This window comes from uncultured Roseovarius sp., assembly GCF_947259555.1.
Lineage (GTDB): Bacteria > Pseudomonadota > Alphaproteobacteria > Rhodobacterales > Rhodobacteraceae > Roseovarius.
Window position 1 is genome coordinate 1 of sequence record NZ_CAMYMD010000031.1, and the last position, 25,616, is coordinate 25,616.

At 61.3% G+C, this 25,616-nt stretch carries 27 protein-coding genes; 12 read left to right on the forward strand and 15 right to left on the reverse strand.

The annotated features are described in order from the left end of the window. Positions 1–195 (forward strand): hypothetical protein (locus Q0X85_RS05560; RefSeq protein ID WP_297770106.1); only part of this gene is annotated, 195 nt, incomplete at its 5' end. A 31-nt stretch (positions 196–226) separates the two neighbouring features. Here Q0X85_RS05560 and Q0X85_RS05565 read toward each other — a convergent pair. After that, entirely contained in the window at positions 227–643 is a 417-nt protein-coding gene (locus tag Q0X85_RS05565; protein WP_366129391.1) for a GFA family protein, read from the reverse strand. Positions 644–646: 3 nt separating this feature from the next. Continuing rightward, positions 647–1,255 (reverse strand): LysE family translocator, encoded by a 609-nt coding sequence (locus tag Q0X85_RS05570; protein WP_297770112.1) that lies wholly within the window; start codon positions 1,253–1,255, stop codon positions 647–649. Between the two features lie 100 nt (positions 1,256–1,355). Here Q0X85_RS05570 and Q0X85_RS05575 point away from each other — a divergent pair, with 100 nt between their 5' ends. Further along, entirely contained in the window at positions 1,356–2,102 is a 747-nt protein-coding gene (locus Q0X85_RS05575) for a rhomboid family intramembrane serine protease (protein WP_297770208.1), read from the forward strand. Further along, positions 2,099–2,467 carry a GFA family protein gene (locus Q0X85_RS05580; RefSeq protein WP_297770114.1) on the forward strand — a complete coding sequence of 123 codons (369 nt, stop codon included), beginning with the start codon at positions 2,099–2,101 and terminating at the stop codon, positions 2,465–2,467. Before Q0X85_RS05575 ends, Q0X85_RS05580 begins: the two co-directional genes overlap by 4 nt. A 109-nt stretch (positions 2,468–2,576) precedes the next feature. Here Q0X85_RS05580 and Q0X85_RS05585 read toward each other — a convergent pair whose 3' ends face one another. Together Q0X85_RS05585 and parC are read right to left on the reverse strand one after the other, a co-directional pair. Continuing rightward, positions 2,577–3,368: an inositol monophosphatase family protein gene (locus tag Q0X85_RS05585; protein WP_297770117.1), complete on the reverse strand. Its 792-nt coding sequence runs from the start codon at positions 3,366–3,368 to the stop codon at positions 2,577–2,579. Positions 3,369–3,433: 65 nt separating this feature from the next. Continuing rightward, positions 3,434–5,740 carry a DNA topoisomerase IV subunit A gene (gene parC, locus Q0X85_RS05590; RefSeq protein WP_297770120.1) on the reverse strand — a complete coding sequence of 769 codons (2,307 nt, stop codon included), beginning with the start codon at positions 5,738–5,740 and terminating at the stop codon, positions 3,434–3,436. 159 nt (positions 5,741–5,899) lie between these two features. Here parC and Q0X85_RS05595 point away from each other — a divergent pair, with 159 nt between their 5' ends. The 6 genes from Q0X85_RS05595 to Q0X85_RS05620 all read left to right on the forward strand — a co-directional run bounded on the left by Q0X85_RS05595 (position 5,900) and on the right by Q0X85_RS05620 (position 10,129). Beyond that, complete coding sequence (locus tag Q0X85_RS05595) at positions 5,900–6,520, forward strand: SH3 domain-containing protein (RefSeq protein WP_297770122.1); 621 nt, start codon at positions 5,900–5,902, stop codon at positions 6,518–6,520. A 38-nt stretch (positions 6,521–6,558) separates the two neighbouring features. After that, positions 6,559–7,389 (forward strand): SDR family NAD(P)-dependent oxidoreductase, encoded by an 831-nt coding sequence (locus Q0X85_RS05600; RefSeq protein ID WP_297770125.1) that lies wholly within the window; start codon positions 6,559–6,561, stop codon positions 7,387–7,389. A gap of 103 nt (positions 7,390–7,492) precedes the next feature. Continuing rightward, complete coding sequence (locus Q0X85_RS05605; RefSeq protein WP_297770127.1) at positions 7,493–7,699, forward strand: twin transmembrane helix small protein; 207 nt, start codon at positions 7,493–7,495, stop codon at positions 7,697–7,699. A gap of 4 nt (positions 7,700–7,703) precedes the next feature. Then, the gene (locus Q0X85_RS05610) at positions 7,704–8,276 is read left to right on the forward strand and encodes a cob(I)yrinic acid a,c-diamide adenosyltransferase (RefSeq protein ID WP_297770130.1); all 573 of its coding nucleotides are present in this window, start codon (positions 7,704–7,706) and stop codon (positions 8,274–8,276) included. 168 nt (positions 8,277–8,444) lie between these two features. After that, positions 8,445–9,203, forward strand: a complete 759-nt coding sequence (locus tag Q0X85_RS05615; RefSeq protein WP_050664273.1) for an electron transfer flavoprotein subunit beta/FixA family protein — start codon at positions 8,445–8,447, stop codon at positions 9,201–9,203. Continuing rightward, the gene (locus Q0X85_RS05620; protein WP_297770134.1) at positions 9,203–10,129 is read left to right on the forward strand and encodes an FAD-binding protein; all 927 of its coding nucleotides are present in this window, start codon (positions 9,203–9,205) and stop codon (positions 10,127–10,129) included. Before Q0X85_RS05615 ends, Q0X85_RS05620 begins: the two co-directional genes overlap by 1 nt. Before the next feature lie 54 nt (positions 10,130–10,183). Here the strand turns inward: Q0X85_RS05620 and Q0X85_RS05625 are convergent, their stop codons facing one another. After that, the gene (locus tag Q0X85_RS05625; RefSeq protein WP_297770137.1) at positions 10,184–11,017 is read right to left on the reverse strand and encodes a DUF6473 family protein; all 834 of its coding nucleotides are present in this window, start codon (positions 11,015–11,017) and stop codon (positions 10,184–10,186) included. Positions 11,018–11,179: 162 nt separating this feature from the next. On the opposite strand from Q0X85_RS05625, the gene Q0X85_RS05630 reads away from it, so the two are divergent. Further along, entirely contained in the window at positions 11,180–12,055 is an 876-nt protein-coding gene (locus tag Q0X85_RS05630) for a 3-hydroxybutyryl-CoA dehydrogenase (RefSeq protein ID WP_297770139.1), read from the forward strand. 13 nt (positions 12,056–12,068) lie between these two features. On the opposite strand, the gene Q0X85_RS05635 is transcribed toward Q0X85_RS05630, so the two are convergent. The 7 genes from Q0X85_RS05635 to Q0X85_RS05665 are packed head-to-tail and all read right to left on the reverse strand — an operon-like array spanning position 12,069 to position 17,495. Then, positions 12,069–12,956 carry a lysophospholipid acyltransferase family protein gene (locus Q0X85_RS05635; RefSeq protein ID WP_297770141.1) on the reverse strand — a complete coding sequence of 296 codons (888 nt, stop codon included), beginning with the start codon at positions 12,954–12,956 and terminating at the stop codon, positions 12,069–12,071. Between the two features lie 44 nt (positions 12,957–13,000). Continuing rightward, complete coding sequence (locus Q0X85_RS05640; RefSeq protein ID WP_297770210.1) at positions 13,001–13,276, reverse strand: HPr family phosphocarrier protein; 276 nt, start codon at positions 13,274–13,276, stop codon at positions 13,001–13,003. A gap of 15 nt (positions 13,277–13,291) precedes the next feature. After that, entirely contained in the window at positions 13,292–13,684 is a 393-nt protein-coding gene (locus Q0X85_RS05645; RefSeq protein WP_297770144.1) for a PTS fructose transporter subunit IIA, read from the reverse strand. A gap of 13 nt (positions 13,685–13,697) precedes the next feature. Next, positions 13,698–14,627: an RNase adapter RapZ gene (gene rapZ, locus Q0X85_RS05650; protein WP_297770147.1), complete on the reverse strand. Its 930-nt coding sequence runs from the start codon at positions 14,625–14,627 to the stop codon at positions 13,698–13,700. A gap of 12 nt (positions 14,628–14,639) precedes the next feature. After that, on the reverse strand, positions 14,640–15,113 hold the full coding sequence (locus Q0X85_RS05655) for a serine kinase (protein ID WP_366129399.1): 474 nt from the start codon (positions 15,111–15,113) through the stop codon (positions 14,640–14,642). Further along, positions 15,082–16,794: a sensor histidine kinase gene (locus tag Q0X85_RS05660; RefSeq protein WP_297770152.1), complete on the reverse strand. Its 1,713-nt coding sequence runs from the start codon at positions 16,792–16,794 to the stop codon at positions 15,082–15,084. Before Q0X85_RS05660 ends, Q0X85_RS05655 begins: the two co-directional genes overlap by 32 nt. Next, positions 16,794–17,495, reverse strand: a complete 702-nt coding sequence (locus tag Q0X85_RS05665; RefSeq protein ID WP_297770155.1) for a response regulator transcription factor — start codon at positions 17,493–17,495, stop codon at positions 16,794–16,796. Before Q0X85_RS05665 ends, Q0X85_RS05660 begins: the two co-directional genes overlap by 1 nt. Before the next feature lie 368 nt (positions 17,496–17,863). Here Q0X85_RS05665 and Q0X85_RS05670 point away from each other — a divergent pair, with 368 nt between their 5' ends. Next, a complete protein-coding gene (locus Q0X85_RS05670) occupies positions 17,864–19,462 on the forward strand; it encodes a phosphoenolpyruvate carboxykinase (RefSeq protein WP_297770158.1) in 1,599 nt (532 codons plus the stop codon). Positions 19,463–19,580: 118 nt separating this feature from the next. Here Q0X85_RS05670 and Q0X85_RS05675 read toward each other — a convergent pair whose 3' ends face one another. The 3 genes from Q0X85_RS05675 to Q0X85_RS05685 all read right to left on the reverse strand — a co-directional run bounded on the left by Q0X85_RS05675 (position 19,581) and on the right by Q0X85_RS05685 (position 23,391). Then, a complete protein-coding gene (locus Q0X85_RS05675; RefSeq protein ID WP_297770159.1) occupies positions 19,581–20,750 on the reverse strand; it encodes a DNA recombination protein RmuC in 1,170 nt (389 codons plus the stop codon). Beyond that, positions 20,747–22,597: a DNA mismatch repair endonuclease MutL gene (gene mutL / locus Q0X85_RS05680; RefSeq protein WP_297770162.1), complete on the reverse strand. Its 1,851-nt coding sequence runs from the start codon at positions 22,595–22,597 to the stop codon at positions 20,747–20,749. The genes Q0X85_RS05675 and mutL overlap by 4 nt, the downstream gene beginning before the upstream one ends. Before the next feature lie 164 nt (positions 22,598–22,761). Then, entirely contained in the window at positions 22,762–23,391 is a 630-nt protein-coding gene (locus Q0X85_RS05685) for a TetR/AcrR family transcriptional regulator (protein WP_297770213.1), read from the reverse strand. Positions 23,392–23,525: 134 nt separating this feature from the next. On the opposite strand from Q0X85_RS05685, the gene Q0X85_RS05690 reads away from it, so the two are divergent. Then, positions 23,526–25,571 (forward strand): NADH:flavin oxidoreductase, encoded by a 2,046-nt coding sequence (locus tag Q0X85_RS05690; RefSeq protein WP_297770164.1) that lies wholly within the window; start codon positions 23,526–23,528, stop codon positions 25,569–25,571. Positions 25,572–25,616: the final 45 nt, after the last annotated feature.

Here is a 25,616-nt window from a genome sequence, read left to right on the forward strand (position 1 = left end):
CTTTCAGGCGCGCTCTGGTGGGGCGAGGACCGCGACGCGCGCGCCTATGCGCAGGCCCTCGCCGAGCGCGCGGGGCCGATCCTGCCGCTGATCACCGGGATGCCCGACACCGGCCACGCCCTGCACGAGCGGCATGTCTGCGTCGATACCACGGCGGCAGGCGGCAACGCGGCGCTCCTGGGGGGCATGTCCTGATCAGATCCGGGCACCCTGCGGGGTGCCCGATCTACCCCTCCGCCGAAACCGGCTTGCCGTCGGTAATTTCGTAATAGGTGCCCTTGCCAGTCACGAAAATATGGTTGGAAATCTCCATTCCCGGGGTCTCGTCGAGACACCCGGCGGCAATTCCGATCCCCTCCTCGTCGTTCATACGGTAAAACAGGCTCGCGCCACAGGTCTTGCAGAAACCGCGCTTGGCAAAGCCCGAGGACGCATACCATGTCAGCCCCTCGTCGCGCAGAAACCGCAGCGCGTCAAACGGCGCATGGGTCGAGGCCCAAAGATGTCCGCTCATCCGGCGACATTGACTACAATGGCAGACCGTCACGCTTGGTCTGACCTGATCCACTTCAAAGGCCACGGCACCACATTCACACCGTCCGCTGATCATTCGACTGTCTCCTTGAACGTCCACATCGGTCATCCGTCATACCCACAACATCCAGACGGCAACACCAGCGAGAATCAAGCCAAAACTCACATTCAAAACCCGACCACTTGCTCCATTTGCGAAAAGCGCGCCGAGCCGCTCCCCCGCGAGTGTCCAGATGGAAAAGGCCATGAGGTTGTTGAACGTGAAGATCGTCGCGATCACCAGCACCAAAGCGGCGCGCTCCGGTCCGGTTACAGTCAAAAACTGCGTGAACATCAGCCCGATGATCACATAGGCCTTGGGATTGAGCAGCAAGAGCATCACCCCGTCTCGAAACGTCGCGGGCCGCGGCTCGACCGTATCCGCCCATGCACCGGCCCGCAAAAGGCCAAGCGCAAGCCAAAAGACATAACCTGCACCGGCCAGCTTCAGCGCCCAGAAAAGCCCCGGCATCGCCGCCAGTGTCCCCACGGCCCCAAAACCTATGAGCACCGTCACGGCCCAGGTCGCAAGGTGGTATCCGACGCTTGCAGGCAGGGTCGCACGAAAGCCGAACCGCGCGCCGTTGGCAGCAAACACCATGTTTCCCGGCCCGGGGCTATAGGCAAGCGGGAAGAGAAAGAGCAGCAGGGCAAAGGCGATCTCGATCATTGCAATCTCCATGAACACTCTGGAAATTGAACCGCCAAACGCAGCGCATCTCGACCCGTTTCCTGCGCATTGCGCCTTTCCGACCTCTCCAAACCGCGCTAGCTTGCGCCCCATGTTTCCGATCCGCGATCATAACCCATCGGGCCGAACGCCTTATGTAAACTACCTGATCATTGCGCTTAACGTTCTGATTTTCATAAGCTACTGGTCTCTCTTCTCTGACGAGCGGGCGCTTACTCTCTTCTTCTACGACTGGGCGATGATCCCGGCGAAGGTCACTCAACTTGGTGAGGTTACTGGCCTCTTCACGTCGATGTTCCTGCATGGCGGGGTCATGCATCTGGCGGGGAACATGCTGTTTCTGTGGATATTCGGCGACAACATGGAAGACCGGATGGGCCATCTCCCTTATCTCGGTTTCTATCTCGCCTCGGGCATCCTCGCCAGCCTCGCGCATATTCTCGGCGGTCCGGGCTCAATGGTGCCCACGGTCGGTGCCTCCGGTGCGATTGCCGGCGTAATGGGCGGATACCTTCTGCTTTTCCCACGCGCACGGGTGGATATCCTTTTGATTTTCATAATCTTCTTTCGCGTCATCACCATCCCGGCGGCTATCATGCTGGCGCTGTGGTTCGGTTTTCAGGTGTTTGCAGGGCTTGGCACCAGCGCGGAGGCGGGTGGCGTTGCCTACTGGGCGCATGCGGGCGGCTTTGCGGCGGGTGTAGTGCTGACTCTACCCGTGTTCTTTCGCCTTGGCGGGCCACGGTTCTGGCAAGAACATGGCGGCTCGCCCCCCCATCCAAAAGCACGCTACGCGTATCGCCACACCTCTGTTCCAAGGGTGAGAAAACGCCGATGACACAACCAATCAAAGCCACCTTTCATTGCGGAGCGGTCGAATTGCGCGTCACGCTTACAAGCGGTCTGGATACAGCCCGACGCTGCGACTGTTCATTTTGCAGGCGACGCGGAGCCGCTGCGGTCTCAGCTCCGCTCGACCAACTGGAAATTGTCCAGGGCGCCGAAAACCTCACGCTTTATCAATGGGGCACGGGCACGGCGAAGCACTATTTCTGCAAGACCTGCGGGATCTACACCCACCACCAGCGCCGCTCGAACCCGAATGAATACGGCATCAATCTGGGTGCCATTGAAGGCGTCAATCCGCGTGATCTTGACCCCATACCCTGGGTCGACGGCGTGAACCACCCCTCGGATGCCTGATATGACTGCCCCGCCATAGGTCGTTGCGCGCGTTGTATCGTAGTTGATGCAAGTAATACCGCACCGCGGCGGATGGGCAAATGCCACATCCAAGCCACGACCGCTAAAGCTAGCTCACCCCCCGGATCACGCCAGCGAACTTGTCAAAAATCGCCTCGTTGGCACAAATGACCTCACCATCCTCGAGGATATTTCTGCCATTGGTCAGCGGCTCCACAAAACCGCCAGCCTCGCGCACGATGATCACGCCCGCAGCCAGATCCCATGGCTGCAAACGCCGCTCCCAGAATCCGTCATAACGGCCGGCCGCAACATATGCCATGTCGAGCGAGGCCGCCCCCCAGCGCCGGACACCGGCGCAGGCAGGCAGCAGGCGCGCCAAATCCTGAAGGGTCTGGGGCAAATCTGCGCGCCCCGCAAAGGGCAGGCCGGTCGCAAAAATCGCCTCGCCCATCTTGTGCCGCCCGGAAACACGCAAGCGGCTCTCGTTCATCCAGGCACCAGCACCTTTTTCCGCAAAGAATGCTTCATCCTTGCTGGCGTCGTAAATGACACCGGCCACGACCTCGCCCTTGTGTTCGAGCGCGATGGAAACCGCCCAATGCGGCAGCCCGTGCAAAAAGTTGGTGGTTCCGTCCAGCGGATCGACGATCCAGCGCCGCGTTGGATCCTTGCCCTCTTCCTCGCCGCCTTCCTCAGCCAACCAGCCGTAGGACGGGCGCGCACCCATCAACTCGGTCTTGAGGATTTTTTCCGCCGCAATATCCGCCCGGCTGACAAAATCGCCGGCCCCCTTGGTCGAGACCTGCAAATTCTCGACCTCGCGGAAGTCCTTGGCCAGCGCCCGCCCGGCCTTGCGCGCGGCTTTCAGCATGACGTTGAGATTGGCACTACCTACCATTGAGACGGCTCCTTTTGGGTCAGGCCGGGCGTATACGCCGCCCTTACGCCACAGACAAGGGCCGATCAGGTAAAGCGGTTGTCACGGGGAAAGCCGCGCGGGGCCATGCGACCGGTGCCTGCACGCTTTCCCTGCCATTCAGTCAAGTCGGTCTCGGTCCGCGTGCGCCCCGCCGGATCGCGCCAGCTAAGCCCGTCGGCAAGCGTGAAGGTTGCGGCATCCGACAGCCCGCCATCCTTGTATCTCTGAAGCCGGACGCCCTTGCCGCGCGTCAGTTCCGGCAACTCGTCAAGGCCGAAGACCAGCACCTTGCGGTTTTCACCGACGCAGGCGACGTGGTCGCCACTGACCGGTTTGCAAACCTGTGCGCGGGCCGGGCTCCGCAGGTTCAGCACCTGCTTGCCGTTGCGGGTCTGGGCCACGATCTCGTTCTCGGGCACAACAAAGCCATCCCCGGCAGAGGAGGCCACCAGGAGCTTACGCCCCGGCTTGTGAATGAGCAGATCGACGATGCCCGCCTCGTTGGGCAGATCGACGATCAGGCGCAGCGGTTCGCCCATCCCGCGACCACCGGGCAGGTTGGCCGCCGAGAGGGTGTAGAACCGGCCGTTGCTGCCAAAGACGAGGATACGGTCGGTCGTTTCGGCGTGGAACATGAAGCGCGGGGCGTCGCCGTCCTTGAACTTCAATTCGCGATTCAGGTCGATATGTCCGGTGAGGGCGCGGATCCAGCCCATCTGGCTACAGACCACGGTGATCGGCTCGCGGTCGATCATCGCCTCGAGCGGCACCTCCTCGATCTTGCCCGCCTCGGCAAAGCCGGTGCGGCGTGCGCCGATCGGGTGGTCTTTGCCAAAGGTTTTTTTCACCTCGCGCAATTGATCGGAGACCGCCGCCCATTGCAGCGCGGCATCGTCCAACAGATCCTCAAGCCCCGCGCGTTCCTCCATCAGCGCGTCGCGCTCGCGCCTCAGCTCCATTTCTTCAAGCCGCCGCAAGGACCGCAGGCGCATGTTGAGAATGGCCTCTGTCTGCACTTCGGTGAGGCCGTCCTCATCAGAGGCGACCGGTGAGACATAGTCGGCCTCGGAGGTCGCACGCACGAACGTCCGGCCCCAATCCTCGCGCATCAGCGCCGCTTTGGGCTCGTCATCATAGCGGATGATGTCAATCACCCGGTCGAGATTGAGGAAGGCGACGATCAGCCCTTCCAGCACCTCGAGCCGGCGGTCGATTTTTTCCATCCGGTGCTGAGAGCGGCGCAGCAGGACCTCTTGCCGGAAATCGAGGAAGGCGCGCAGCACCTCCTTGAGCGAGCAGACGCGCGGCGTCACGCCATCAACCAGCACGTTCATGTTGAGCGAGAAGCGCAGCTCCAGATCGGAATTGCGATACATCAGCCCCATCAGGACCTCCGGATCGACATTCTTTGAGCGCGGCTCCAGAATCAGGCGCACATCATCCGTGCTCTCGTCGCGGACATCGGCAAGCACCGGCACCTTGCGGGTCTGGATCAACTCGGCGATCCGCTCGATCAGCTTGGATTTCTGCACCTGATAGGGGATTTCGGTGATTACGATCTGCCACTGGCCGCGGCCCAGGTCCTCGACCTCGTAGCGGCAGCGCAGCCGGAACGCGCCGCGTCCGGTGCGGTAGGCCTGCGCGATGCTCTCGGGCGGCTCGACGATGACGCCGCCGGTGGGGAAATCGGGGCCGGGGATGTAGTTCAGCAGCGTGTCGTCGCGCGCGTCGGGCGTCTTGATCAGATGGATGCAGGCGTCGATCAGCTCACTGATGTTATGCGGCGGGATGTTGGTGGCCATGCCGACGGCAATCCCCGACGATCCATTGGCCAGCAGGTTCGGAAAGGCGGCGGGCAACACCACCGGTTCACGCAGGGTGCCGTCATAATTGTCGCGGTAATCAACCGCGTCCTCGGCGAGGCCGTCGAGCAGCGCCTCGGCAAAGGGGGTCATCCGCGCCTCGGTGTAGCGCGAGGCGGCGGGGTTGTCGCCGTCGATATTGCCGAAATTGCCCTGGCCGTCCACCAGCGGATAGCGCACCGCGAAATCCTGCGCGAGGCGGGCCATGGCATCGTAAATCGCGGCATCGCCATGCGGGTGATAGTTGCCCATCACGTCGCCCGAGATCTTGGCCGATTTGCGGAACCCCCCGCTGCTGGAGAGCCGCAACTCGCGCATCGCATAGAGAATGCGGCGATGCACGGGTTTGAGACCGTCGCGCGCATCGGGCAAGGCGCGGTGCATGATGGTCGACAGCGCATAGGTCAGATAGCGCTCGCCGATCGCACGGCGCAGCGGCTCGGACGTCGCTTCAGGCATCATGTTGGGGTCGTCCACCAAATCACTCATGGATCTGGTGATAGCCGCGCCGCCATTCCGCGTAAAGCACCGAGGCGGCACAGGTCGTCAAAGATTCTTAAATTCCCCCGCAATCGCATCCCCGAATCGGGTATACTGAAAACGCTGCCAAGCAAATTATTGACGAGTATTGTATCTGGGGGATGCGCGATGTGGCGCTTGATTTTCGTAAGCTTTGCCCTTTTGGGATGGTCTTTTTATGAATTGAGTGGCGGGGCCGACTATCGCCCATCTGCCAATTCGATTCAGGCGCGTGCCGTGCTTGACAATCAGAGACCTAGACCCCGACCGTTAAGAGTAAACATCATAGAATTGGCGCAGGATGGCGCGGTACAGCCCGAAACAGAAGTCACCCGCACCATCACATCGCTGCATGATCTGGGGTTGAGCATCGGAAAACGGGTAACTTTGACACTCGCTTCGGCCCAGGCAAGCGCGCCCTCGGCGCCGGTCAGAATTGATGTCCCAACGGTCAAGGCCACCGCCCCAGTCCCATTGCCGGACACGCCAGCCGTCACGGCAGACGCGCGGTTGCCCGATCCCACGCAAGAAACTTTGACCGATCCCCTAGAGCGCCGGGTTGTCGCCGGACGTTCCGTAAATTTGCGCACCGGGCCCGGCACCGGTTTCGGACGGATCACGAGCCTCAAGCGCGGAACAGACGTGATTGTGCTGCGCGATCCGGGCACAGGCTGGATCAAGCTGCGCGTGCCCGGGACGGGGCGCATCGGATGGATGGCGGACCGGCTATTGACGGTGGCGTCCGAGTAGGCTTGCGTTGCGGACAGGGACGGGTCACAAGCCCTGCCATGAGCGAGAGAACGATCCTGATCACCGGGTGCTCGTCGGGCATCGGATATGACGCGGCGCACGGGCTGCGGGCGCGGGGCTGGCGGGTGTTTGCCGCGTGCCGCGCGCAGGCCGATTGCGACCGGCTGCGCGCCGAGGGGTTCGACGCTCCGCGCATCGACTACGAGGACGAGGCGAGCATTGCCTCCGGTCTGGCCGAGGTGCTGGAGGCCACGGGCGGGCGGCTTGATGCGCTGTTCAACAACGGGGCCTATGCCTGCCCGGGGTTGGTCGAGGATTTGCCGCGCGGCGCATTGCGCGAGATTTTCGAGGCCAATGTCTTTGGCTGGCATGACCTGACGCGACAGGTGATCCCCGCAATGCGGGCGCAAGGCCATGGCCGGATCGTGCAGAACTCTTCGGTACTGGGGCTGGTGGCGATCGGTTGGCGCGGGGCCTATGTCAGCACCAAATTCGCCATCGAAGGGCTGACCGACACGCTGCGCATTGAGATGCGCGGCACCGGCATTCATGTCAGCTTGATCGAGCCCGGGCCAGTGACGTCGAAGATCCGCGAGAATGCGCGCGCGCCGTTCGAGCGGTGGCTGGATTGGGAAAACTCCGTGCGGTCGGATGAGTACCGCGACAAGCTGCGCCCCCGCCTTTATGGCGATTACAGCAAGGACCGTTTTGAGCTGCCGGCCGACGCGGTGACAAAGAAGCTGATCCATGCGCTGGAGGCGCCACGGCCCCGCGCGCGGTATTATGTGACAACGCCGACCCATTTCATGGGCACGTTGCGCCGAGTGTTGCCGACGCGCGCGCTGGACTGGATCATCGCCAAGGGCTGAACTCGCGCGGGTGTCAGGGCGGCCCGCGTCACATTTTCTCTTTCGCTTTTGGTCGCGCCCCGCCTAGATGTGGCCCACGTGACCGACTCGGAAAGGACGCCTCATGTGGACAGACCCGTTATTCCTTCTCGTGGCTGCGGGGTGCCTCGTGGTGGCGATCATCCTCATTCGCGGCATATCCACCTTCGGCAAGGAGGGGGTCGAGAATGCCAAACGGTCCAACAAATACATGCGGTGGCGGCTGATCGCGCAATTCGTGGCCATCGTACTGATTCTCATATTCGTCTATTTCCGCAGGCAGGGAGGCTGAGCCGATGGTGGTTCTCAACAAGATTTACACGCGCACCGGCGATGCCGGCGAGACCGCGCTAGGCAATGGTGCCCGGGTGGCCAAGCACTCGGCGCGGGTGACGGCCTATGGCACGGTTGACGAGGTCAATGCGACTGTGGGCCTCGCACGCCTGCATGCCACCGGCGAAACCGACGATGCTCTTGCACGCATTCAAAACGACCTTTTCGATCTGGGAGCAGATCTGTGCCGCCCTGACATGGAAAAGGACACCGAGGCCGAATACACGCCCCTGCGAATGGCCCCGAGCCAGGTCGAGCGGCTTGAGGCCGAGATCGACGCAATGAACAAGCAATTGGAACCTTTGCGCAGCTTTATTCTGCCCGGTGGCTCTGCCTTGGCAGCTCACCTGCATTTGTGCCGCACGGTATCGCGCCGCGCGGAGAGGCTGTCGGTAGAGTTGTCGGCACTCGAACATATCAACGAAGCAGCGGTCAAATACCTTAACCGCCTCAGCGACTGGTTCTTTGTCGCCTCGCGCATGGCGAATAATGGTGGCAAGGATGACGTGTTGTGGGTGCCCGGAGCGAACCGCTGAAACACTTGTGCAACGATCCTGTCGTGAAAAGCCCGAAACGCGACGTCGCCAGGCATTAACGTGACGATTTTACCCTGTTTTGTCGCGCCCTGAGCCGGTATCAACGCGCGAGACGTAATAGCCGAAGAGTCGCACCGGCTCTTCACCACCTTAAGGGAGACCATGCCAATGAAGGTTCTTGTGCCTGTCAAACGCGTGATCGACTATAACGTAAAAGTCCGCGTCAAGGCGGACGGAAGCGGTGTCGATCTTGCCAATGTGAAGATGTCGATGAACCCGTTCGACGAGATTGCCGTCGAAGAGGCGATTCGCCTGAAAGAGGCGGGCAAGGCCGATGAGGTGATCGCCGTCTCCATCGGCGTGAAGCAGGCGCAGGAAACGCTGCGCACAGCATTGGCCATGGGCGCGGATCGCGCGATCCTCGTGGTCGCTGCAGACGATGTGCATCAGGATATCGAGCCGCTCAGCGTGGCCAAGATACTGGCGAAAATCGTCGAGGAAGAGGCCCCCGGCCTCGTGCTCTGCGGCAAGCAGGCGATCGACAACGACATGAACGCCACCGGGCAGATGCTCTCGGCGCTTCTAGGCTGGTCCCAGGCGACATTCGCCTCCAAGCTCGAGATTGAAGGCGACAGTGCTTTGGTCACCCGCGAGGTCGATGGCGGGTTGCAGACGATCAAGGTGGGCATGCCCGCCATCGTGACGGTCGACCTGCGCCTCAACGAGCCGCGCTATGCCAGCCTTCCCAACATCATGAAGGCCAAGAAAAAGCCGCTCGATGAGAAGACCGCCGCCGACTACGGCGTGGACGTGACACCGCGTCTGGAAGTCACCGGAACGGCAGAGCCCGAGGCCCGCAAGGCCGGCGAAATCGTGGGCTCTGTCGATGAGCTTGTTGCGAAACTCAAGGAAGCGGGGGCCGTCTGATGTCTGTACTTCTACTTGCCGAAGTCACCGACGGTGATCTCAATCTCGACGCGACCTCCAAAGCCGTCGCAGCATGTTCCAAGCTGGGCGATGTGACAGCGCTTTGTGCCGGGGCGTCAGCTGCAGCTGCGGGCGAGGCGGCGGCCAAGATCGCCGGCGTATCCAAAGTGCTGGTGGCCGAGGATGCCTCGCTCGGGCACCGTCTGGCGGAGCCCACGGCGGCGCTGATCGTCAGCCTGGCTGGAGATTACAGCCACATCGTGGCCCCCGCCACAACAGACGCCAAGAACGTGCTGCCGCGCGTCGCGGCGCTCTTGGATGTGATGGTGATCTCCGACGCCTCGGGCGTGGTCGATGCCGATACGTTCGAGCGTCCGATCTATGCGGGCAACGCGATCCAGACGGTGAAATCGCGTGATGCCAAAAAGGTCATCAGCGTCCGCACCTCGACCTTTGACGCGGCGGGCGAACAGGCGGCGGCCCCGGTCGAGACCATCTCGGCGGCGGACAATCCCGGCCTGAGCGAATGGGTCGAGGACAAGGTCGCGGCGTCTGATCGCCCCGAGCTGACCTCGGCGGGCGTCGTGGTCTCGGGCGGTCGCGGTGTCGGCAGCCAAGACGATTTCGCGCTGATCGAGAAACTGGCGGACAAGCTGGGTGCCGCCGTGGGCGCCAGCCGGGCTGCCGTCGATTCGGGCTATGCGCCAAACGACTGGCAGGTCGGTCAGACCGGCAAGGTCGTGGCCCCCGATCTCTATGTCGCCATCGGCATTTCGGGCGCGATCCAGCACCTTGCGGGGATGAAAGACAGCAAGATCATCGTCGCGATCAACAAGGACGAAGAAGCACCGATTTTCCAGGTTGCAGATTATGGCCTCGTCGCCGATCTTTTCCAGGCGCTGCCGGAACTGACCGAAAAGCTCTAATCCGGTCAGGTCATTTACACCAGAAACCCGCGCCTCGGAACGGCGCGGGTTTTTTCATGCGCGGGTCATCGCATGCAGGGCGGGCAGCAGCGCCTGCGCCGCCTCGGCATGGGCGAGCGGGCCGGGCAGGTCAGCCGCGGCACTTTCCTCCATCGGCGAAAAACGCATACCGCGCGTACCCTGTTCGCGAGCGGTGTCACTGATCACCACCTCTGTCAAATGGGTCGCGTGCGGGCCAACGACGCGCATCATCGCACGGCTCACAAAGGCGGGATCGTCGCGCAACTCGGTCGAGACAGGATCGCGGCCCGGGGCGTGATTGGCGAGCCAAAACAAAACGGTGGGCCGGTCAATGAAGGTCAGCACGCGCTGCATCCGTTCGATCCAGACATCCTGTACCGCTTGGCGCAGCAACAAAAAACGCTCCGGCGAAAGGGAGGCGAGCCGACCGATCATGTGGCGCGTGAAGTGAAACTCGGTAAAGTCCACCTCTGGATAAAGACGGCGCAGCGTCGCGCTGGCGCTAAGAAAGCGGTCGTTGCGGCGGGGGTGCACGTTGTAATAGGGGTTCGAGAGGTTTATCGCAGAGGGAACCTGAAGCACAACGGCACGGGCTCCGCGCGCGAGACCCAGAAGCCCCTTGTCGCGCAACAAGACGTCCGGCCCGGAATTCGGCAGACCGAGATTGACACAAGGCAGCCCAAGCTCGGCCTCTAGCCGCGCCGGCCAGGGGCGATCGAGAAATTTGCCATACGTTTCCGTGCCCCCCAGACAAGCGACATATTCACCAGAAGTATCGCGTGCAGGCCCTCGAAAGACCAGCTTTGATGTGCCATACCGCACAGGCTTATAGTCAAGGGGCGTACGCCCCAAGCGTTCGAAGACCATTGGTCCACCCCCTATTTTAAATCACCCGGTCACAGGATGTTCCGATTCCTGTTTCCATTCTCTTAAACGGCCAATTTGCAGATAAGTTTAGATGTGCACGGCCCTTGCAGCCCGGCCCTGCCGGGGCCTATGCTGGTGCAGCAAAATCACGAGGATCGGGCGATGGATATCAGGACAATCGGCGTTGTCGGCGCGGGGCAGATGGGCAACGGGATCGCGCATGTCATGGCACTCGCGGGCTACGAGGTGGCGCTGAACGATATCAGCGGCGAGGCGCTCGACAAGGCAATGGCGACGATCCGTAAAAACCTGGACCGGCAGGTGAGCCGGGAAAAGATCACCCAGGACGCGCTCGAGGCGGCGCTTGCGCGCATCACCACGACGCAAACCCTGACCGATCTGGGCCAGAGCGACCTGATCATCGAGGCCGCCACCGAGCGCGAGGCGGTGAAACAGGCGATCTTCGACGAGCTTCTGCCGCATCTTACGCCGGACACGATCCTGACATCCAACACCTCGTCAATTTCGATCACGCGCCTCGCAAGCCGCACCGACCGGCCCGAGAAATTCATGGGGTTTCACTTCATGAACCCGGTGCCGGTGATGCAGCTGGTCGAGCTTATCCGCGGCATCGCCACCGACAAGGAAACGTTTGATGCGTGCCGCGCCGTGGTGGACAACCTGGGCAAGACGGCGGCCAGCGCCGAGGATTTTCCGGCCTTCATCGTCAACCGCATCCTGATGCCGATGATCAACGAGGCGGTCTATACGCTCTATGAGGGGGTGGGCAACGTGCAATCCATCGACCAGTCACTGAAACTCGGGGCCAACCACCCGATGGGGCCGCTGGAACTGGCGGATTTCATCGGGCTCGACACCTGCCTTGCGATCATGAACGTGCTGCATGACGGGCTGGCGGATACCAAGTACCGGCCCTGCCCGCTGCTTACGAAGTATGTCGAGGCTGGCTGGCTGGGGCGCAAGGCCGGGCGCGGCTTTTATGACTACCGGGGCGACAGTCCGGTGCCCACGCGCTGAGGCGGACGGCGCGTCAGTCGCCCGGGTCTCCCAAGGAAAGGGTATGGGCCCGCAACCACTCCATAAATCCGCGCGGGTCCTTATCGAGCATCGCCATCCGCTCTTTACTGATCGGCGCGCCAACAATCGGTTTTTGCGGACGGTTGCAACTGTACACGACCTCATGCAGCAAAAGCCCCTGCCGCAGGGTGGCCGAGATGCGATTGGCCATCTGATACCAGCGTGAATTAGCGCCTGGAAAAAAGATCGGCACCACCGTTGCCCCCGAACGTCGGATCATTTGCGCCGTGAAAACATTCCATTCCCGCTCGACGGCGGGACCGAATAGCGTGTCCGATGAGGCCACCACACCTGATGGAAAGACACTGATCACCCCGCCTTCCTTGAGATGCGCCATTGCCTTGGCACGCATCTCGACTGATTTGCGCTGCGCGTCCGGCTCATGCGGAAACGGCACCGAGATCATGTAGGAGGCCGCAACCTCATCGATCCCGGTCAACAATGCGCGCGTCAGGATCTTGTAGTCACTGCGCCGGCGTCCGATCAGATCCGCGAGGATCATCCCATCGACCAGACCATGCGGATGGTTCGCGACAACGACAACCGGCCCTTCGAGAGGAATATTCGCAACCTCGTCGTCGGGTGTTTGCAGCGGAATGCCCATGGTATCGAGCGCGGCCCGCCAGAATGGCTGCCCCGTGGGCGCACCCCGCTTCTCGAACTTGCGGATCATGCGCACAATGGTGATCTTGCCTGTCACCCATTCCAGCGTGCGGATGATGAATGAGGTCAACCGACTGTCGAAACTGTTGGCATAGGTCAGGCTGCGGCGGTCATACTTGGTGAATAGGACCGTCTCGCCGGCCTCATTGCCGGACTCTGGCTGCGCCTTGGTGTTCAATGCTTCGTCCCTGTCCCGCTCATCACCGCTGCAAGACCCCGCGCTTACATGTCTTCGCCAAATCGATCGGCCACAAGCGCCGCAACAGCCTCGGCCATTGGCGCGGCATCTGGTCCGGCAATTTCGATGTCAATAGTGCTTCCTTTGGCTGCTGCCAACATCAAAAGGCCCATAATACTGTCACCGGAGGCCGATTGACCGTCACAGGAAATCTCGGCGCGCGCGTCAAATCCCTCGACAACCTCTACGAGCTTGGCCGCGGCGCGGGCATGCAGCCCCTTTTCGTTGACGATCTCCATTTGGCGCGTCACTTTGTCCATAGTCACCATGCCCTCTCAGTCTTCTGATACATTATGGCTGTCGATGTATTTGCGCCCCGCGTCGAGTGCACCGCGCACAGCATCAGCAACCGGCATGTGACGGCTCTTGGCCAGCTTGATCAACATCGGCAGATTGGCACCGTACAGGATACGGCGATTACTCGGGCGACAGGCACGCAAAGACAGGTTCGAGGGCGAGCCGCCAAAGATATCGGTCACCAAAACCACACCATCGCCTGAGTCCACCGCATCGGCTGCGGCGCAAATCTCGGACTGTTTGTGCGCGCGGTCGTGATCGTTCTCGATAGAGATCGCAAGAATACCGGTTTGTTCGCCAACCACATGTTCGACGGCCTTGAGATACTCAGAGGCCAGCCTGCCGTGTGCCACGATCACAATTCCGATCAAGACCGTTCCATCCTCAGACATCGGAGGCGTGGCGCAGGCCATCCGCACCACCGTGTCTCTCCAGTTCCCGATGTCTTATTGACACCTGCCAGCCGTCTTTCGCAAGAGTGGCAGCCAAAGTTTCTGTCATCGCAACACTGCGATGCTGACCGCCGGTACACCCAAAGCCAATGGCCAGATATGACTTGCCTTCGGTTTCATAGGCAGGCAGCAGCAACGCGATCAACTCTGTTACACGTCTGGAAAAATCCGCAAAGCGGGGGTCTCCTTCGATATAGGCCACGACTTCGGGCCGACGCCCGTCCAGACCGCGCAACCCGGCCTCCCAATAGGGATTACGCAGAAACCGACAGTCAAAGATCATGTCAAGACCACGGGGCAGCCCGCGCTTGTACGAAAAAGAGTGCACGGTGACCGCAAGGCCCGAGCCATCTCGGGGCGCGTACCACCGCTCCAATTCAGCCCGAAGATCATGCGGTGACATATCGGATGTGTCGATCAGCATATCTGCCCTGGCTCTGACGGGCCCAAGCAGATCGAATTCCCGGGCGATCCCGACCTCCGCACTTTCCGCAGGTGCAAGCGGGTGGCGCCGCCGCGTCTCCGAAAACCGTTGCAGCAGAACGCCGGACCGGCAGTCCAGATACAGCACCTGAAGCGCAAGCCGCGCACGCGCGCTGTGTTGGTCGATCAATTCTATCAAGGCATTGGTCGAAAAATCGCGGTTGCGTACATCGAGGCCCAGCGCCAGCGGCTTTTCAGGGCTTGGCCCGTCAAGCAGGCGCGGCAACAACGACAGCGGCATGTTGTCGATTGCCTCGTATCCAAGATCCTCAAGCGCGCGTATGGCCGTGCTGCGTCCCGCACCAGAAGGACCGGTCACCAGCACCAGCCTTTTGTCCGACCTCTCCGACGCAAAGGCCTCAACCGCTTCGGCGGACATCACGTGGCTCCCTCACGACAACATTCCGTGTTTTAGATATAGTAGAATCGTCGCGGGAAAATGCATATGTGCGCATTTTTTGACCACCGGTACATCCAGACCCAGAATGTCGACCCGCTCTCGCATCGGCAATCGCTCGTCACTTTCGGCATCCATGTCAACAACCAGTGACACGGGCTGAGGGCCCATCGGTGGCAACCGAAGAATACCTACGCCGCGCGCCTCGATCTGACCCCGGATCGTTTGCGGCGCCGCCGCGAGCACCTGCGCGCCGACCCGGCGGACCAGCGTACGATCATCCGCCACGAGGCCGGCGCCCAGTGCCAGCAATTGCAGCGCCAGTCCGGATTTGCCACGCCCTGCCGCCCCCGTGACAAGCACGGCACGGCCGCAATACGCCACACAGGACGCATGAAGAATGTCTGACTGCGGATTTTGTTCCCCGGCCACCCGCTCAGACCGGCAGGCCCACGACAAACCGGGCACCAAGGGGGTCGGACGTGAGGTCGGCATGGGTTGGTCGGATGTTTTCGGCCCAGATCACACCACCATGCGCCTCGACGATCTGCTTCGAAATCGCCAGACCCAGACCGGAATTATTGCCGAAATCACCCTCGGGCCTCTCGGAATAGAAGCGCTGAAACACTTTCTCCAGCGCCTCGTTGGGAATGCCCGGTCCGGTATCCTCGACCACCACCAGCACCCGGTTGGCGCGCCTGCGCGCCCAGACCCGGATTGCATCCCCTTCTTCGCAAAAGCTGATCGCGTTGGTGATAAGGTTGACAAAGACCTGCGCCAATCGCCCTTCGAGCCCGGTGATCACGATCGGCTGCGGCGGAAAGTCTGTTATGAATTCAATACTTTTCTTGTCAGCCTCTTCACCAAGATACTCTCCCAGATTGGTAAGCATCTTGACCAGATCGAACGACTCTTGCTCTTCCTTCACAAGCTCGCTGTCCAGCCGCGACGCGTTTGAAATGTCGCTGACCAGACGATCGAGCCGGCGCACGTCATGCTCGATCACCTGTAGCAGCCGCTCACGCTGATCTTCGCGCTTGGCGATGCGCATGGTACCCACCGCAGAGCGCAGGCTCGCCAGCGGATTCTTTATCTCATGCGCCACATCCGCGGCGAATTGCTCGTTGCTGTCGATCCGGTGATAAAGCGCGGCCACCATTCCACGCAGCGCCCCGCTCAGGCGGCCGATCTCGTCCGGGCGGGCCGTCAGATCGGGTATACGGATGCGGCCCTTGGCCCCAGAGCCACGATTTCGCTCGCGCCCGATTTCGGCCGCCGCCGCAAGGTCGGCCAGCGGGTTCGATATGGTCGATGCGAGGATGAGACTAAGCCCGACAGAGACAAGCGTGGCAATCAGGAACATCTGCAACACGCGCTCCCGTTCTACGCGGGCCAGCCTGTCGATCTCGCCGGTCGCATTGGCAAGCGCCACCACCGCAACCGGTGTCTCGCCTTGCATCACCGGAGCGGCCACCGTGAGCACCGTGCCACGGGCGGTTTCGGCCGCAAGCATCTGCACGCCGCCGCCCACCGCGACGTCGACCATGTCCCGGGCCATGTCTTCGACGCTGCGATTGCGCGCAGCACTGTCCGACCCGGAAAACGGGGCCGATATCGCGTTCCAGACCCGAGCGAGAAAGTCGGTCATCGGCGTCGCTGGCAGCTCTTCTGCAGTGTCGAGCCTAGTCGCTTCACCGACCTTGTGACCGACGAGCATGCCTGTGCGGTCAAAGAGATAAAGTTCGGTCCCGGCCTGAATATCGAGCCGCCCCAGCGTCTCCTCCACGTCGACGCCGTCACCGGTCACAAGGCTGACAGGCGCGTCGGCAGGCAACCGTGCCTCAACCACATCGGCGATCAGGGCGGTCTGCCCCATCAGGCTGTTGGACCGCTGGAGCGCCAGATTGTCGAGCGAAGAGTTGAGGTAGAGAATACCCACCACCAACACGTTGAGTGCGATGAGATTGAAGGTGATGATCTTGCGCGTAAGCGACGAGTCGCGAAAGCTGAACCAGCCGCGCTGCGCACGGCGTGCGTTCAACTCGCCCTCGTCCATACGGTCGGGGGCGACGAAATCATCCCCAAGGACAAGATCGTTATCCTTACGCGGCGGCAAATCCCGCACCCCTATCCCTTCGGCAAGTGCCATTATTCTTCGTTGTACCGGTATCCGATACCATAGAGTGTCTCGATCGCCGAGAATTCCGGATCGACCATTCGCAATTTTTTGCGAAGACGCTTGATGTGGCTGTCGATCGTCCGATCGTCCACATAGACTTGGTCATCATAGGCGACATCCATCAACTGATCTCGGCTTTTGACAAAGCCGGGCCGCTTTGCAAGCGCCTGAAGCAGCAGGAATTCGGTCACGGTCAGCGACACGTCCTGCCCTTTCCAACTGACCGAATGACGCAGCGGATCCATCAACAGGTTACCACGCTCGATCACCTTGGTCTCTTCGGTATCAGCGACGATATGCCCGTCAGCCGCGTCCTGGCGCCGCAAGAGTGCACGAATCCGCTCGACCAGCAAACGCTGTGAAAATGGCTTCTTCACATAGTCGTCCGCCCCCATGCGGAGCCCGAGGACCTCGTCGATCTCATCATCCTTGGACGTCAGGAAGATCACGGGCATCTGCGACTTCTGCCGCAGCCGTTGCAGCAGATCCATCCCGTCCATCCGCGGCATCTTGATGTCGAGCACGGCCATGTCAGGCAATTTTTTGCTGAACGCGTCAAACGCCTGCTGCCCGTCGTTATAGGTCTCCACTTCGAAGCCTTCAGCCTCGAGCGTCATTGATACGGATGTCAGAATATTCCTGTCATCGTCCACAAGGGCGATTTTGGACATTGCAATTTTCCTTATACTGCTCGGATTACCTGTATTTTTTTCCTTATTATGCTCTGATTTCACCCGCACGATCAATTCAAATCTTCGAATCACCCGGTTCACGCCTGACGATTGACGCAGAAATTTCTTGAGAATGACTAAATTGACCCACTTTTCCCGGACTCGGCGAGAGGGCTTTTCTCTAACATCCGACTGGTTGCGCTAACTTGTCGGTGGTTGCGCTAACTGCATGAAACCGCCCTGTCATTTCACAGAAGCGTCATGCTATGAGCGCCTCAGCCGGGCAAAACGCCCGACCGGCGCCGCCCGCCGGCGCCCTGACTTGACTCTGCAAACCTGCGGATTTGGCTAAACAGGAGCTTGGCACTATGACATTCGGACGGGTAAACCCGCAATTCCGGCTTGAAGATCAAGGGATCACAGGGCCGGGCAATGTCTACTACAACTTGATAGAGCCCGCGCTCATCGAAGCGGCACTGAAAAAGGGCGAGGGCACGCTTGGCCGCGGCGGTACGCTCCTGGTCAGCACCGGAACGTTCACTGGCCGGTCGCCCAAGGACAAGCACATCGTCAAGACCGACAGCGTTGCCGACACCGTTTGGTGGGAAAACAATGCGGCCATGTCGCCCGAGGGCTTTGACGCGCTGCATGAGGACATGCTGAGCTATCTCAAAGACCGCGATGTGTTTGTGCAGGATCTCGTCGGCGGTGCCGATCCGGCGCATTCGATCAACATGCGCATGATCTCGGAACTGGCCTGGCACAGCCTGTTCAACCGCACCATGCTGCGCCGCCCCGAGCGCGAGGCCCTCGACAGCTTTATCGCCGATTTCACTGTCATAAACTGCCCTGGCTTCAAGGCAGACCCGGAGCGCCACGATTGCCGCTCGGAGACCGTGATCGCGATGAATTTCGACCGCAAGCTGATCCTTGTCGGCAATACCGAATACGCGGGCGAGAACAAAAAGTCGGTTTTCTCGCTGCTTAACTACCTGCTGCCCGAAAAGGGCATCATGCCAATGCATTGCTCGGCCAATCATGCCGAGGGCAACCCTGTGGATACCGCGATCTTCTTTGGCCTCTCGGGCACCGGCAAGACGACGCTTTCGGCCGATCCCGAACGCACGCTTCTGGGCGACGACGAGCATGGCTGGTCAGATCGCGGCACCTTCAACTTCGAGGGCGGTTGCTATGCCAAGACGATCAGCCTCAACCCTGAGGCAGAACCGGAAATCTACGCCACGACAGAGAAATTCGGCACCCTGATCGAGAACATGGTCTTCGACCCCGAAACACTGGAGCTGGATTTCGAGGATGACAGCCTGACGCCCAACATGCGCTGCGCCTATCCGCTGCACTATATCTCGAACGCGTCCGAAACGGCTGTGGGCGGTCACCCCAAGAATGTCATCATGCTGACCTGCGACGCGTTTGGGGTATTACCGCCCATTTCGCGGCTGACACCCGCGCAAGCCATGTACCATTTCCTGTCGGGTTTCACCTCCAAGATGGCCGGGACAGAGCGTGGCGTGGACGAGCCTCAACCCGTCTTTTCGACCTGCTTTGGCGCGCCTTTCATGCCGCGCCGCCCCGAGGTCTACGGTGACCTGCTGCGCGCAAAGATCGCCAAGCACGGCGCGACTTGTTGGCTGGTCAACACCGGCTGGACCGGCGGTGCGCATGGCACCGGCTCGCGCATGCCGATCAAGGCGACACGCGCGCTCCTGACGGCGGCACTCGATGGTTCGCTTGGCGATGTGGAGTTCCGCAAGGATCCGAATTTCGGCTTTGAGGTGCCGGTCGCGGCGCCGGGTGTGGCCGAGGTTCTTCTGGACCCGCGCCGCACATGGGACGATCCCGATGCCTATGATGCGCAGGCCGCCAAGCTGGTGCAGATGTTCGCGGACAACTTTGCGCAATATGTCCCCTTCATAGACGAGGACGTGAAGGCCGCTGCCATCGGCTAGCCTGCGTTTCCGGTCCTTACCCGAAACGCATGGCAAAGCCCCGAATGCCCGCCGTTTGTCAGACGGCGGGCAGTTTCATTGCGACATTCAAAGCATGATCAAGAGTTGACTGCGCCGATCAGCTTTCCCGCTCCATCGGCAAGATCACGGACTCGCTCTCTGGGGCCAGTTCCTCAAAGTCGAAATTGTCCAGCCGACGCGCGCGACGCCCGGCCTTGTCAGCGGAAATCTTGATTTCGGAGAGGTCCTTGGCGGCCTGATTGAAATGCCGGTCAAGATTCTCGACCCGGCCGCCCAGACGCTCGACATCTGCAAACAGCAGCCCCAATTCCCGTCGGATCGCCCCGGCTTGCTCACGCATCCGCGCATCCTTGAGGATCGCGCGCATGGTGTTGAGCGTGGCCATGCAGGTGGTCGGCGACACGATCCAGACCCGCGCGGCAAAGCCCTCGCGCACGACGTCGGGAAAATTCGCATGCAACTCCGCATAGACCGCCTCGGACGGCAAGAACATCAGCGCCCCATCGGCGGTCTCGCCATCGAGGATATATCTATCGGAAATATCCTTGATATGTTTCCTGACCGAATTGCGCAAAAACCGCCCCGCCTCCGCCGCCTCGGCATCAGTCGCGGCCCGGCGCAGCGCCTCATAGGCTTCAAGCGGGAATTTACTGTCAACACAAATCGGACCGGGCGGATTCGGGAGATGAATGAGACAATCCGCCCTTTTGCCGTTCGACAGCGTGTGTTGCAAGCTGTAGCTGTCCGAGGGCAGCGCCTTGGTCACGATATCGGTGAGCTGGATCTCTCCGAATGCGCCGCGCGTCTGCTTGTTGCTCAATATATCCTGCAACGAGAGCACATCGCCCGAGAGCTTGGTGATATTGTCCTGCGCCTTGTCGATGGCCTGCAAGCGTTGCTGCAATTCACCCAGCGACTGCGCGGTGCGCCGCGATGTGCCCTGAAGGTTCTCGCTCATGGAATTTGAGACTTGCGCCAATCGCTTTTCCATCAGTTGCAACAGATGCGATTGCGCCGCTGCCTGCGCCTCCGAGACATGATTGAGGCCACCCGCCAGTTGATGCTGGCCATCCGACAGCCCCTGCACCCGCTGACCCAACTGACCAACCTGATAAGCCAGCGGCTCTGCCAGACGGGCCGAGCGGCCCGCCGCCCGCACCGCCATGATCAAGAGGATTAGGATCAGCAGCACAACCGCCGCGCCACTCAGAGCAGCGAGTGTCAGAGGATCGCCGAAGCCATAGCTCTCGCCCCCGATCTCGATCATGTGCGGCCAAACAGACGTTCGATATCAGACAGCTGCAGCTCGACATATGTTGGCCGCCCGTGGTTGCACTGTCCCGACATCGGCGTGCGTTCCATCTCGCGTAAGAGCGCATTCATCTCGTCGGCGGACATCCGGCGGCCCGACCGGACAGAGCCATGACATGCCACCCGGCTCAGGATCGCGTCGATCCGGGATTTGAGCATGTCGCTCGCGCCCTGATCGTGCAACTCGTCCAGAATGTCATGCAAGAGCGCCGCTGCGTTCACCTCGCCCAGAATGGCCGGCGTCTCGCGCACCGCCATACTGCCGGGGCCAAATGGCTCGACACTAAGTCCAAGCCGGGCCAGAGCATCGGCATGCTCTATCAAAAGCGCGCAATCGCCCTCAGACAGATCAACGACTTCCGGAATCAGCAGCGCCTGCGCCGCGATCCCGCTTTCCTCCATTTGCCGCTTCAACCGTTCATAGACAAGCCGCTCATGCGCCGCATGCTGATCGACGATCACCATGCCTGTCTCGGTTTGTGCGATGATGTAATTCTCATGGACCTGCGCCCGCGCCGCGCCAAGCGGCAAGGCTGTATCCGGGGGGGCGTTCGGTTCTGGCGCACCCAGGCTACCCTGTGGTTCGACCCGCGCGCTCCAGCTTTCGGCCAGATCGGAGAACCCCGGCGCCTGCGCCTGATAGGCCACGCTGCGGGCCTGCGCCGATGGTCGGTCCATCTGGTATATGCGCGCGCCCGCAGGTTCGGGCCGGAACGCGCCGAGCGTGGCCCCTGCCACCGTTGTCGACGCCCTGTGCCCGGCCTCGGCGAGGGCATGCCGCAAGCCCGATACGATCAGCCCGCGCGCCAAACCCGGATCGCGAAACCGCACCTCGGATTTTGCCGGATGCACGTTCACATCCACCAGCGTTGGGTCACAATCGAGAAAGAGCGCGGCGACGGGGTGCCTGTCGCGGCTCAGCACATCCTGATAGGCGGCCCGCAGCGCGCCATAGAGCATCTTGTCCCGCACCGGACGACCATTGACAAAGAGATACTGCGCCACGCTCGATCCGCGTGAATAGGTGGGCAGGGCAGCATATCCGGTCATGCGTATCCCTTCACGCGTCGCGTCTATCCGGAGCGCGTTGTCTGCGAAATCAGCACCCAACACACGGGCCAGCCGACCGTGCAGCGCATCGAACAGATCGCCGTTCTCGGGCTCCGCGCGAAACACGACACGGCCCTCGCCGCCGCCCGACACATCGCGCAGAATAAACCCCACAAACGGCTCTGCCATGGCAAGGCGCTTGAGCGTATCAGCGATGGCCTGCGCTTCGGCCCGATCCGATCGCATGAATTTCAATCGTGCAGGCGTCGCGTAAAACAGATCGCGCAAGGTCACGACCGTGCCAGAGTTGAGCGCGGCGGGCTTCACCCCGCCCATCTGTCCACCGGCCACTTTGATCTCGGCCGCCTCGCCTCCGCTGACGCGGGATGTGATGGTCAGCCGTCCTACCGCACCCAAAGACGGCAGCGCCTCGCCGCGAAACCCGAACGAGTGTATGTCGAGCAGGTCGGAACCGTCGATCTTGGATGTGGCATGCCGGGCCAGGGCCAATGGCAATTGATCGGGCGAAATGCCACAGCCGTCATCCACGACCCGGATGAGTGTCTTGCCACCATCGGCATAGGAAATCTCGACCCGGCGAGCGCCCGCATCCAGCGCGTTCTCGACCAGCTCCTTGACAGCAGAGGCCGGACGCTCGACCACCTCGCCTGCGGCGATACGGTTGACCGCCCCCTCGTCCAACTGGCGGATCTCTGGCATTATTGCGCTCATATTGGGGTCCGGCTTGTTCATGACGCTAAACTTAGCATGGGTCATCACGATTCTGCCAGAGAGGTGATGCCGGTCTAGGCGAGCACAGACCGCATTTTGCAGCAATCAGAAGAATTGCGACATGGCTGCGCGGCCCACCGTCTACATGCCAGAGATCCGATACAAATGCGGGGCGGCATCGGGTCTTATCGCGGCGCATCGCCGTGGCGCGCATGAAAGCGGCGCAATTCTTGGTCGGTGGGGGGCTGGCCGGTGAACGTCTTGATATAGGCGGGCATGCGCGCCATGCGGGTGGCTAGGGCCTCCTCGACCTGCATCGAAATATACCCGATCTGCACGAGATATACTGTACGGGCCCGCACATCAGCCTCTTCGGGATCAAATCCAAACCTCTCGAACATCCCACGGATCGCTGACAGCCGCGCCTCGTCTGCGGAATGCACGCGCGCAGCCACCGCATCAGAGCTATGCGCCCACCCCCGGACCGCAACATCAAAGCGCGCTTCAAACGGCCCGTCATCGAGAAACACACTGACGAGGTTCAACGCCGCCTCGGTGATGGTTTCGGCATAGAGCCCGGCGGCCATCACGAGACCGCCGGTATTGCTTTCGTCCCACATGTCGAGCAGCGCATCAAGCAGGGCGGCGCGATCCTTGAAGAACCAGTAGAAACTGGTGCGAGACAGGTTGAGTTGCTTGGCGAGAGGCTGAATCTTGACCGCATCGAGACCGCTTGTGACGAACGCCTTGCGCGCGGCATCAAGCCATAGATCACGCGAGCCGCGCCAACCGCTCGTCTTGTCGCCATCTTCCATATGTTCAAGTTTCGACATGGCGCGATCCTAAGAGCCTTGTTGGCCAAGCGCAATAAAATGTTCATCAGTGACCATAAACTTGACATATCTGAACATATCCGGAATCGTGATCCCAGCCAAACGGAGCCCGCCCGATGTCAAATGACCCCCTCCTTCAACCATATCAGCTTAAGCATCTGACGCTGCGCAACCGGATCATGACCACCAGCCATGAACCGGCCTATCCCGAGGACGGTATGCCCAAGGAACGCTATACCGCCTATCATGCCGAGCGCGCCCGTGCGGGCGTCGCCTTGGCGATGACCGCCGGGTCGGCGGCGGTCTCCAAAGACAGCCCGCCAGTTTTCAACAACGTCCTCGCCTACAAGGACGAGGTGGTGCCGTGGATCCGGCAATTGACGGATGCCTGCCACGATCACGGCTGCGCGGTGATGATTCAGCTGACCCATCTTGGTCGTCGCACCGTCTGGTCCAAGGGCGATTGGCTGCCTTCGTTGTCCTCCTCGAAACACCGCGAACCCGCGCACAGGGCCTTTCCCAAGCTGGCGGAGGATTGGGATATCGAACGGATCATCACCGATTTCGCCGATGCCACCGAACGCATGAAAGAGGGCGGCATGGACGGGATCGAATTGCAGGTCTACGGCCATCTGCTCGATCAGTTCTGGTCACCGCTGACCAATGATCTGGATGGCCCCTATGGCGGGCACGACCTCGACACTCGGATGAAGCTCTTGATGGACGTGCTGCGCGGGATCCGCAAACGTGTGGGAAACAATTTTATCGTCGGCCTGCGCTACACGGCGGACGAGGCCGAGGCAGGCGGCATCACCCCCGAGGAAGGGCTGGAGATTTCAAAAAAGCTGGCCAATTGCGGCATGGTCGATTTCCTCAACGTGATCCGCGGGCGCGTCCATACCGACCCGGCAATGACCGATGTGATCCCGGTGCAGGGCATGAAAAACGCCCCGCATCTAGATTTCGCAGGCGCGGTCAGGGCGGCCACCGGCATGCCCACCTTCCACGCCGCCAAGATCCCCGACGTGGCGACCGCGCGGCACGCGGTGCAGGCCGGGCTCTTGGACATGGTCGGCATGACCCGCGCGCACATGGCCGATCCGCATATCGTGAAAAAGATCATCGAGGGGCGTGAGGATGACATCCGCCCTTGTGTCGGTGCGACCTTCTGCCTGGACCGCATTTACGCGGCGGGCGAGGCGCTCTGCATCCACAACGCCGCCACGGGCCGCGAACTGACCATGCCGCACGAGATCGCCCAGGCCCCCTCACGCAAGAAGATCGTCATCGTCGGCGCAGGCCCTGCCGGGCTCGAGGCCGCGCGCGTCGCCGCTGAGCGCGGGCATGACGTGACCGTATTCGAAGCCCAGCCCGACCCCGGCGGACAGGTCCGGCTGACCGCGCAGAACCCGCGTCGGCGTGAGATGATCAGCATCATCGACTGGCGCATGGCGCAATGCGCGGCACGCGACGTGTCCTTCCATTTCAACACCTGGGCCGAGGCCGAAGACATCGCCGCACTCGCCCCCGATGTGGTGATCGTGGCAACGGGTGGCCTGCCCAATGTCGAACTCTTCGAGAGCGGCAAGGAACAGGACCTTGTCACCACGACATGGGACATTATCGCGGGCGATGCGAAGCCGGGGCAAAACGTGCTGATTTATGACGAAAGCGGCGATCATCCCGGCCTGATGGCCGCCGAAATCGCCGCCAATGCCGGTGCAAGTGTCGAGGTTATGACCCCCGACCGCACCTTTGCCCCCGATGTCATGGGGATGAACCTGGTGCCCTATATGCGCGCGTTGCAGGACAAGGACGTGACCTTTACCGTCACCCGCCGCCTGCTGGACGTGACCCGCGACGGCAACCGGCTCAAGGCCACGATCGGCACCGATTACAGCGATTTCACCTCTGAGAAGACCTACGATCAAGTGGTCGTGAACTACGGCACGCTGCCGATGGACGATCTGTATTTCGCGTTAAAGCCGCACTCTTCAAATGGCGGCGAGGTGGATTATGATGCCTTGATCGCAGGCCAGCCGCAGCGCGTGACGCGCAACCCCGACGGTGCGTTCCAGCTTTTCCGGATCGGCGACGCTGTGAGCGCGCGCAACACTCATGCGGCGATCTATGACGCGCTGCGGCTGGTCAAGGATCTGTGATGCGGATCGGTGTGATCGGAACCGGTACCAGCACCCCGACCGTGG

What these genes read in the sequence shown, in the direction of transcription:
- Q0X85_RS05640 (WP_297770210.1), bottom strand. Translation starts at nt 13,276, where the DNA reads ATGGACAAAGTGACGCGCCAAATGGAGATCGTCAACGAAAAGGGGCTG.
- Q0X85_RS05665 (WP_297770155.1), bottom strand. Translation starts at nt 17,495, where the DNA reads ATGTCCAAAATCGCCCTTGTGGACGATGACAGGAATATTCTGACATCC.
- Q0X85_RS05630 (WP_297770139.1), top strand. Translation starts at nt 11,180, where the DNA reads ATGGATATCAGGACAATCGGCGTTGTCGGCGCGGGGCAGATGGGCAAC.
- Q0X85_RS05685 (WP_297770213.1), bottom strand. Translation starts at nt 23,391, where the DNA reads ATGGAAGATGGCGACAAGACGAGCGGTTGGCGCGGCTCGCGTGATCTA.
- Q0X85_RS05580 (WP_297770114.1), top strand. Translation starts at nt 2,099, where the DNA reads ATGACACAACCAATCAAAGCCACCTTTCATTGCGGAGCGGTCGAATTG.
- Q0X85_RS05660 (WP_297770152.1), bottom strand. Translation starts at nt 16,794, where the DNA reads ATGGCACTTGCCGAAGGGATAGGGGTGCGGGATTTGCCGCCGCGTAAG.
- Q0X85_RS05670 (WP_297770158.1), top strand. Translation starts at nt 17,864, where the DNA reads ATGACATTCGGACGGGTAAACCCGCAATTCCGGCTTGAAGATCAAGGG.
- Q0X85_RS05675 (WP_297770159.1), bottom strand. Translation starts at nt 20,750, where the DNA reads ATGATCGAGATCGGGGGCGAGAGCTATGGCTTCGGCGATCCTCTGACA.
- rapZ (WP_297770147.1), bottom strand. Translation starts at nt 14,627, where the DNA reads ATGTCCGCCGAAGCGGTTGAGGCCTTTGCGTCGGAGAGGTCGGACAAA.
- Q0X85_RS05575 (WP_297770208.1), top strand. Translation starts at nt 1,356, where the DNA reads ATGTTTCCGATCCGCGATCATAACCCATCGGGCCGAACGCCTTATGTA.
- Q0X85_RS05620 (WP_297770134.1), top strand. Translation starts at nt 9,203, where the DNA reads ATGTCTGTACTTCTACTTGCCGAAGTCACCGACGGTGATCTCAATCTC.
- Q0X85_RS05610 (WP_297770130.1), top strand. Translation starts at nt 7,704, where the DNA reads ATGGTGGTTCTCAACAAGATTTACACGCGCACCGGCGATGCCGGCGAG.
- Q0X85_RS05615 (WP_050664273.1), top strand. Translation starts at nt 8,445, where the DNA reads ATGAAGGTTCTTGTGCCTGTCAAACGCGTGATCGACTATAACGTAAAA.
- Q0X85_RS05600 (WP_297770125.1), top strand. Translation starts at nt 6,559, where the DNA reads ATGAGCGAGAGAACGATCCTGATCACCGGGTGCTCGTCGGGCATCGGA.
- Q0X85_RS05585 (WP_297770117.1), bottom strand. Translation starts at nt 3,368, where the DNA reads ATGGTAGGTAGTGCCAATCTCAACGTCATGCTGAAAGCCGCGCGCAAG.
- Q0X85_RS05565 (WP_366129391.1), bottom strand. Translation starts at nt 643, where the DNA reads ATGACCGATGTGGACGTTCAAGGAGACAGTCGAATGATCAGCGGACGG.
- Q0X85_RS05570 (WP_297770112.1), bottom strand. Translation starts at nt 1,255, where the DNA reads ATGGAGATTGCAATGATCGAGATCGCCTTTGCCCTGCTGCTCTTTCTC.
- parC (WP_297770120.1), bottom strand. Translation starts at nt 5,740, where the DNA reads ATGAGTGATTTGGTGGACGACCCCAACATGATGCCTGAAGCGACGTCC.
- mutL (WP_297770162.1), bottom strand. Translation starts at nt 22,597, where the DNA reads ATGAACAAGCCGGACCCCAATATGAGCGCAATAATGCCAGAGATCCGC.
- Q0X85_RS05595 (WP_297770122.1), top strand. Translation starts at nt 5,900, where the DNA reads ATGTGGCGCTTGATTTTCGTAAGCTTTGCCCTTTTGGGATGGTCTTTT.
- Q0X85_RS05690 (WP_297770164.1), top strand. Translation starts at nt 23,526, where the DNA reads ATGTCAAATGACCCCCTCCTTCAACCATATCAGCTTAAGCATCTGACG.
- Q0X85_RS05625 (WP_297770137.1), bottom strand. Translation starts at nt 11,017, where the DNA reads ATGGTCTTCGAACGCTTGGGGCGTACGCCCCTTGACTATAAGCCTGTG.
- Q0X85_RS05605 (WP_297770127.1), top strand. Translation starts at nt 7,493, where the DNA reads ATGTGGACAGACCCGTTATTCCTTCTCGTGGCTGCGGGGTGCCTCGTG.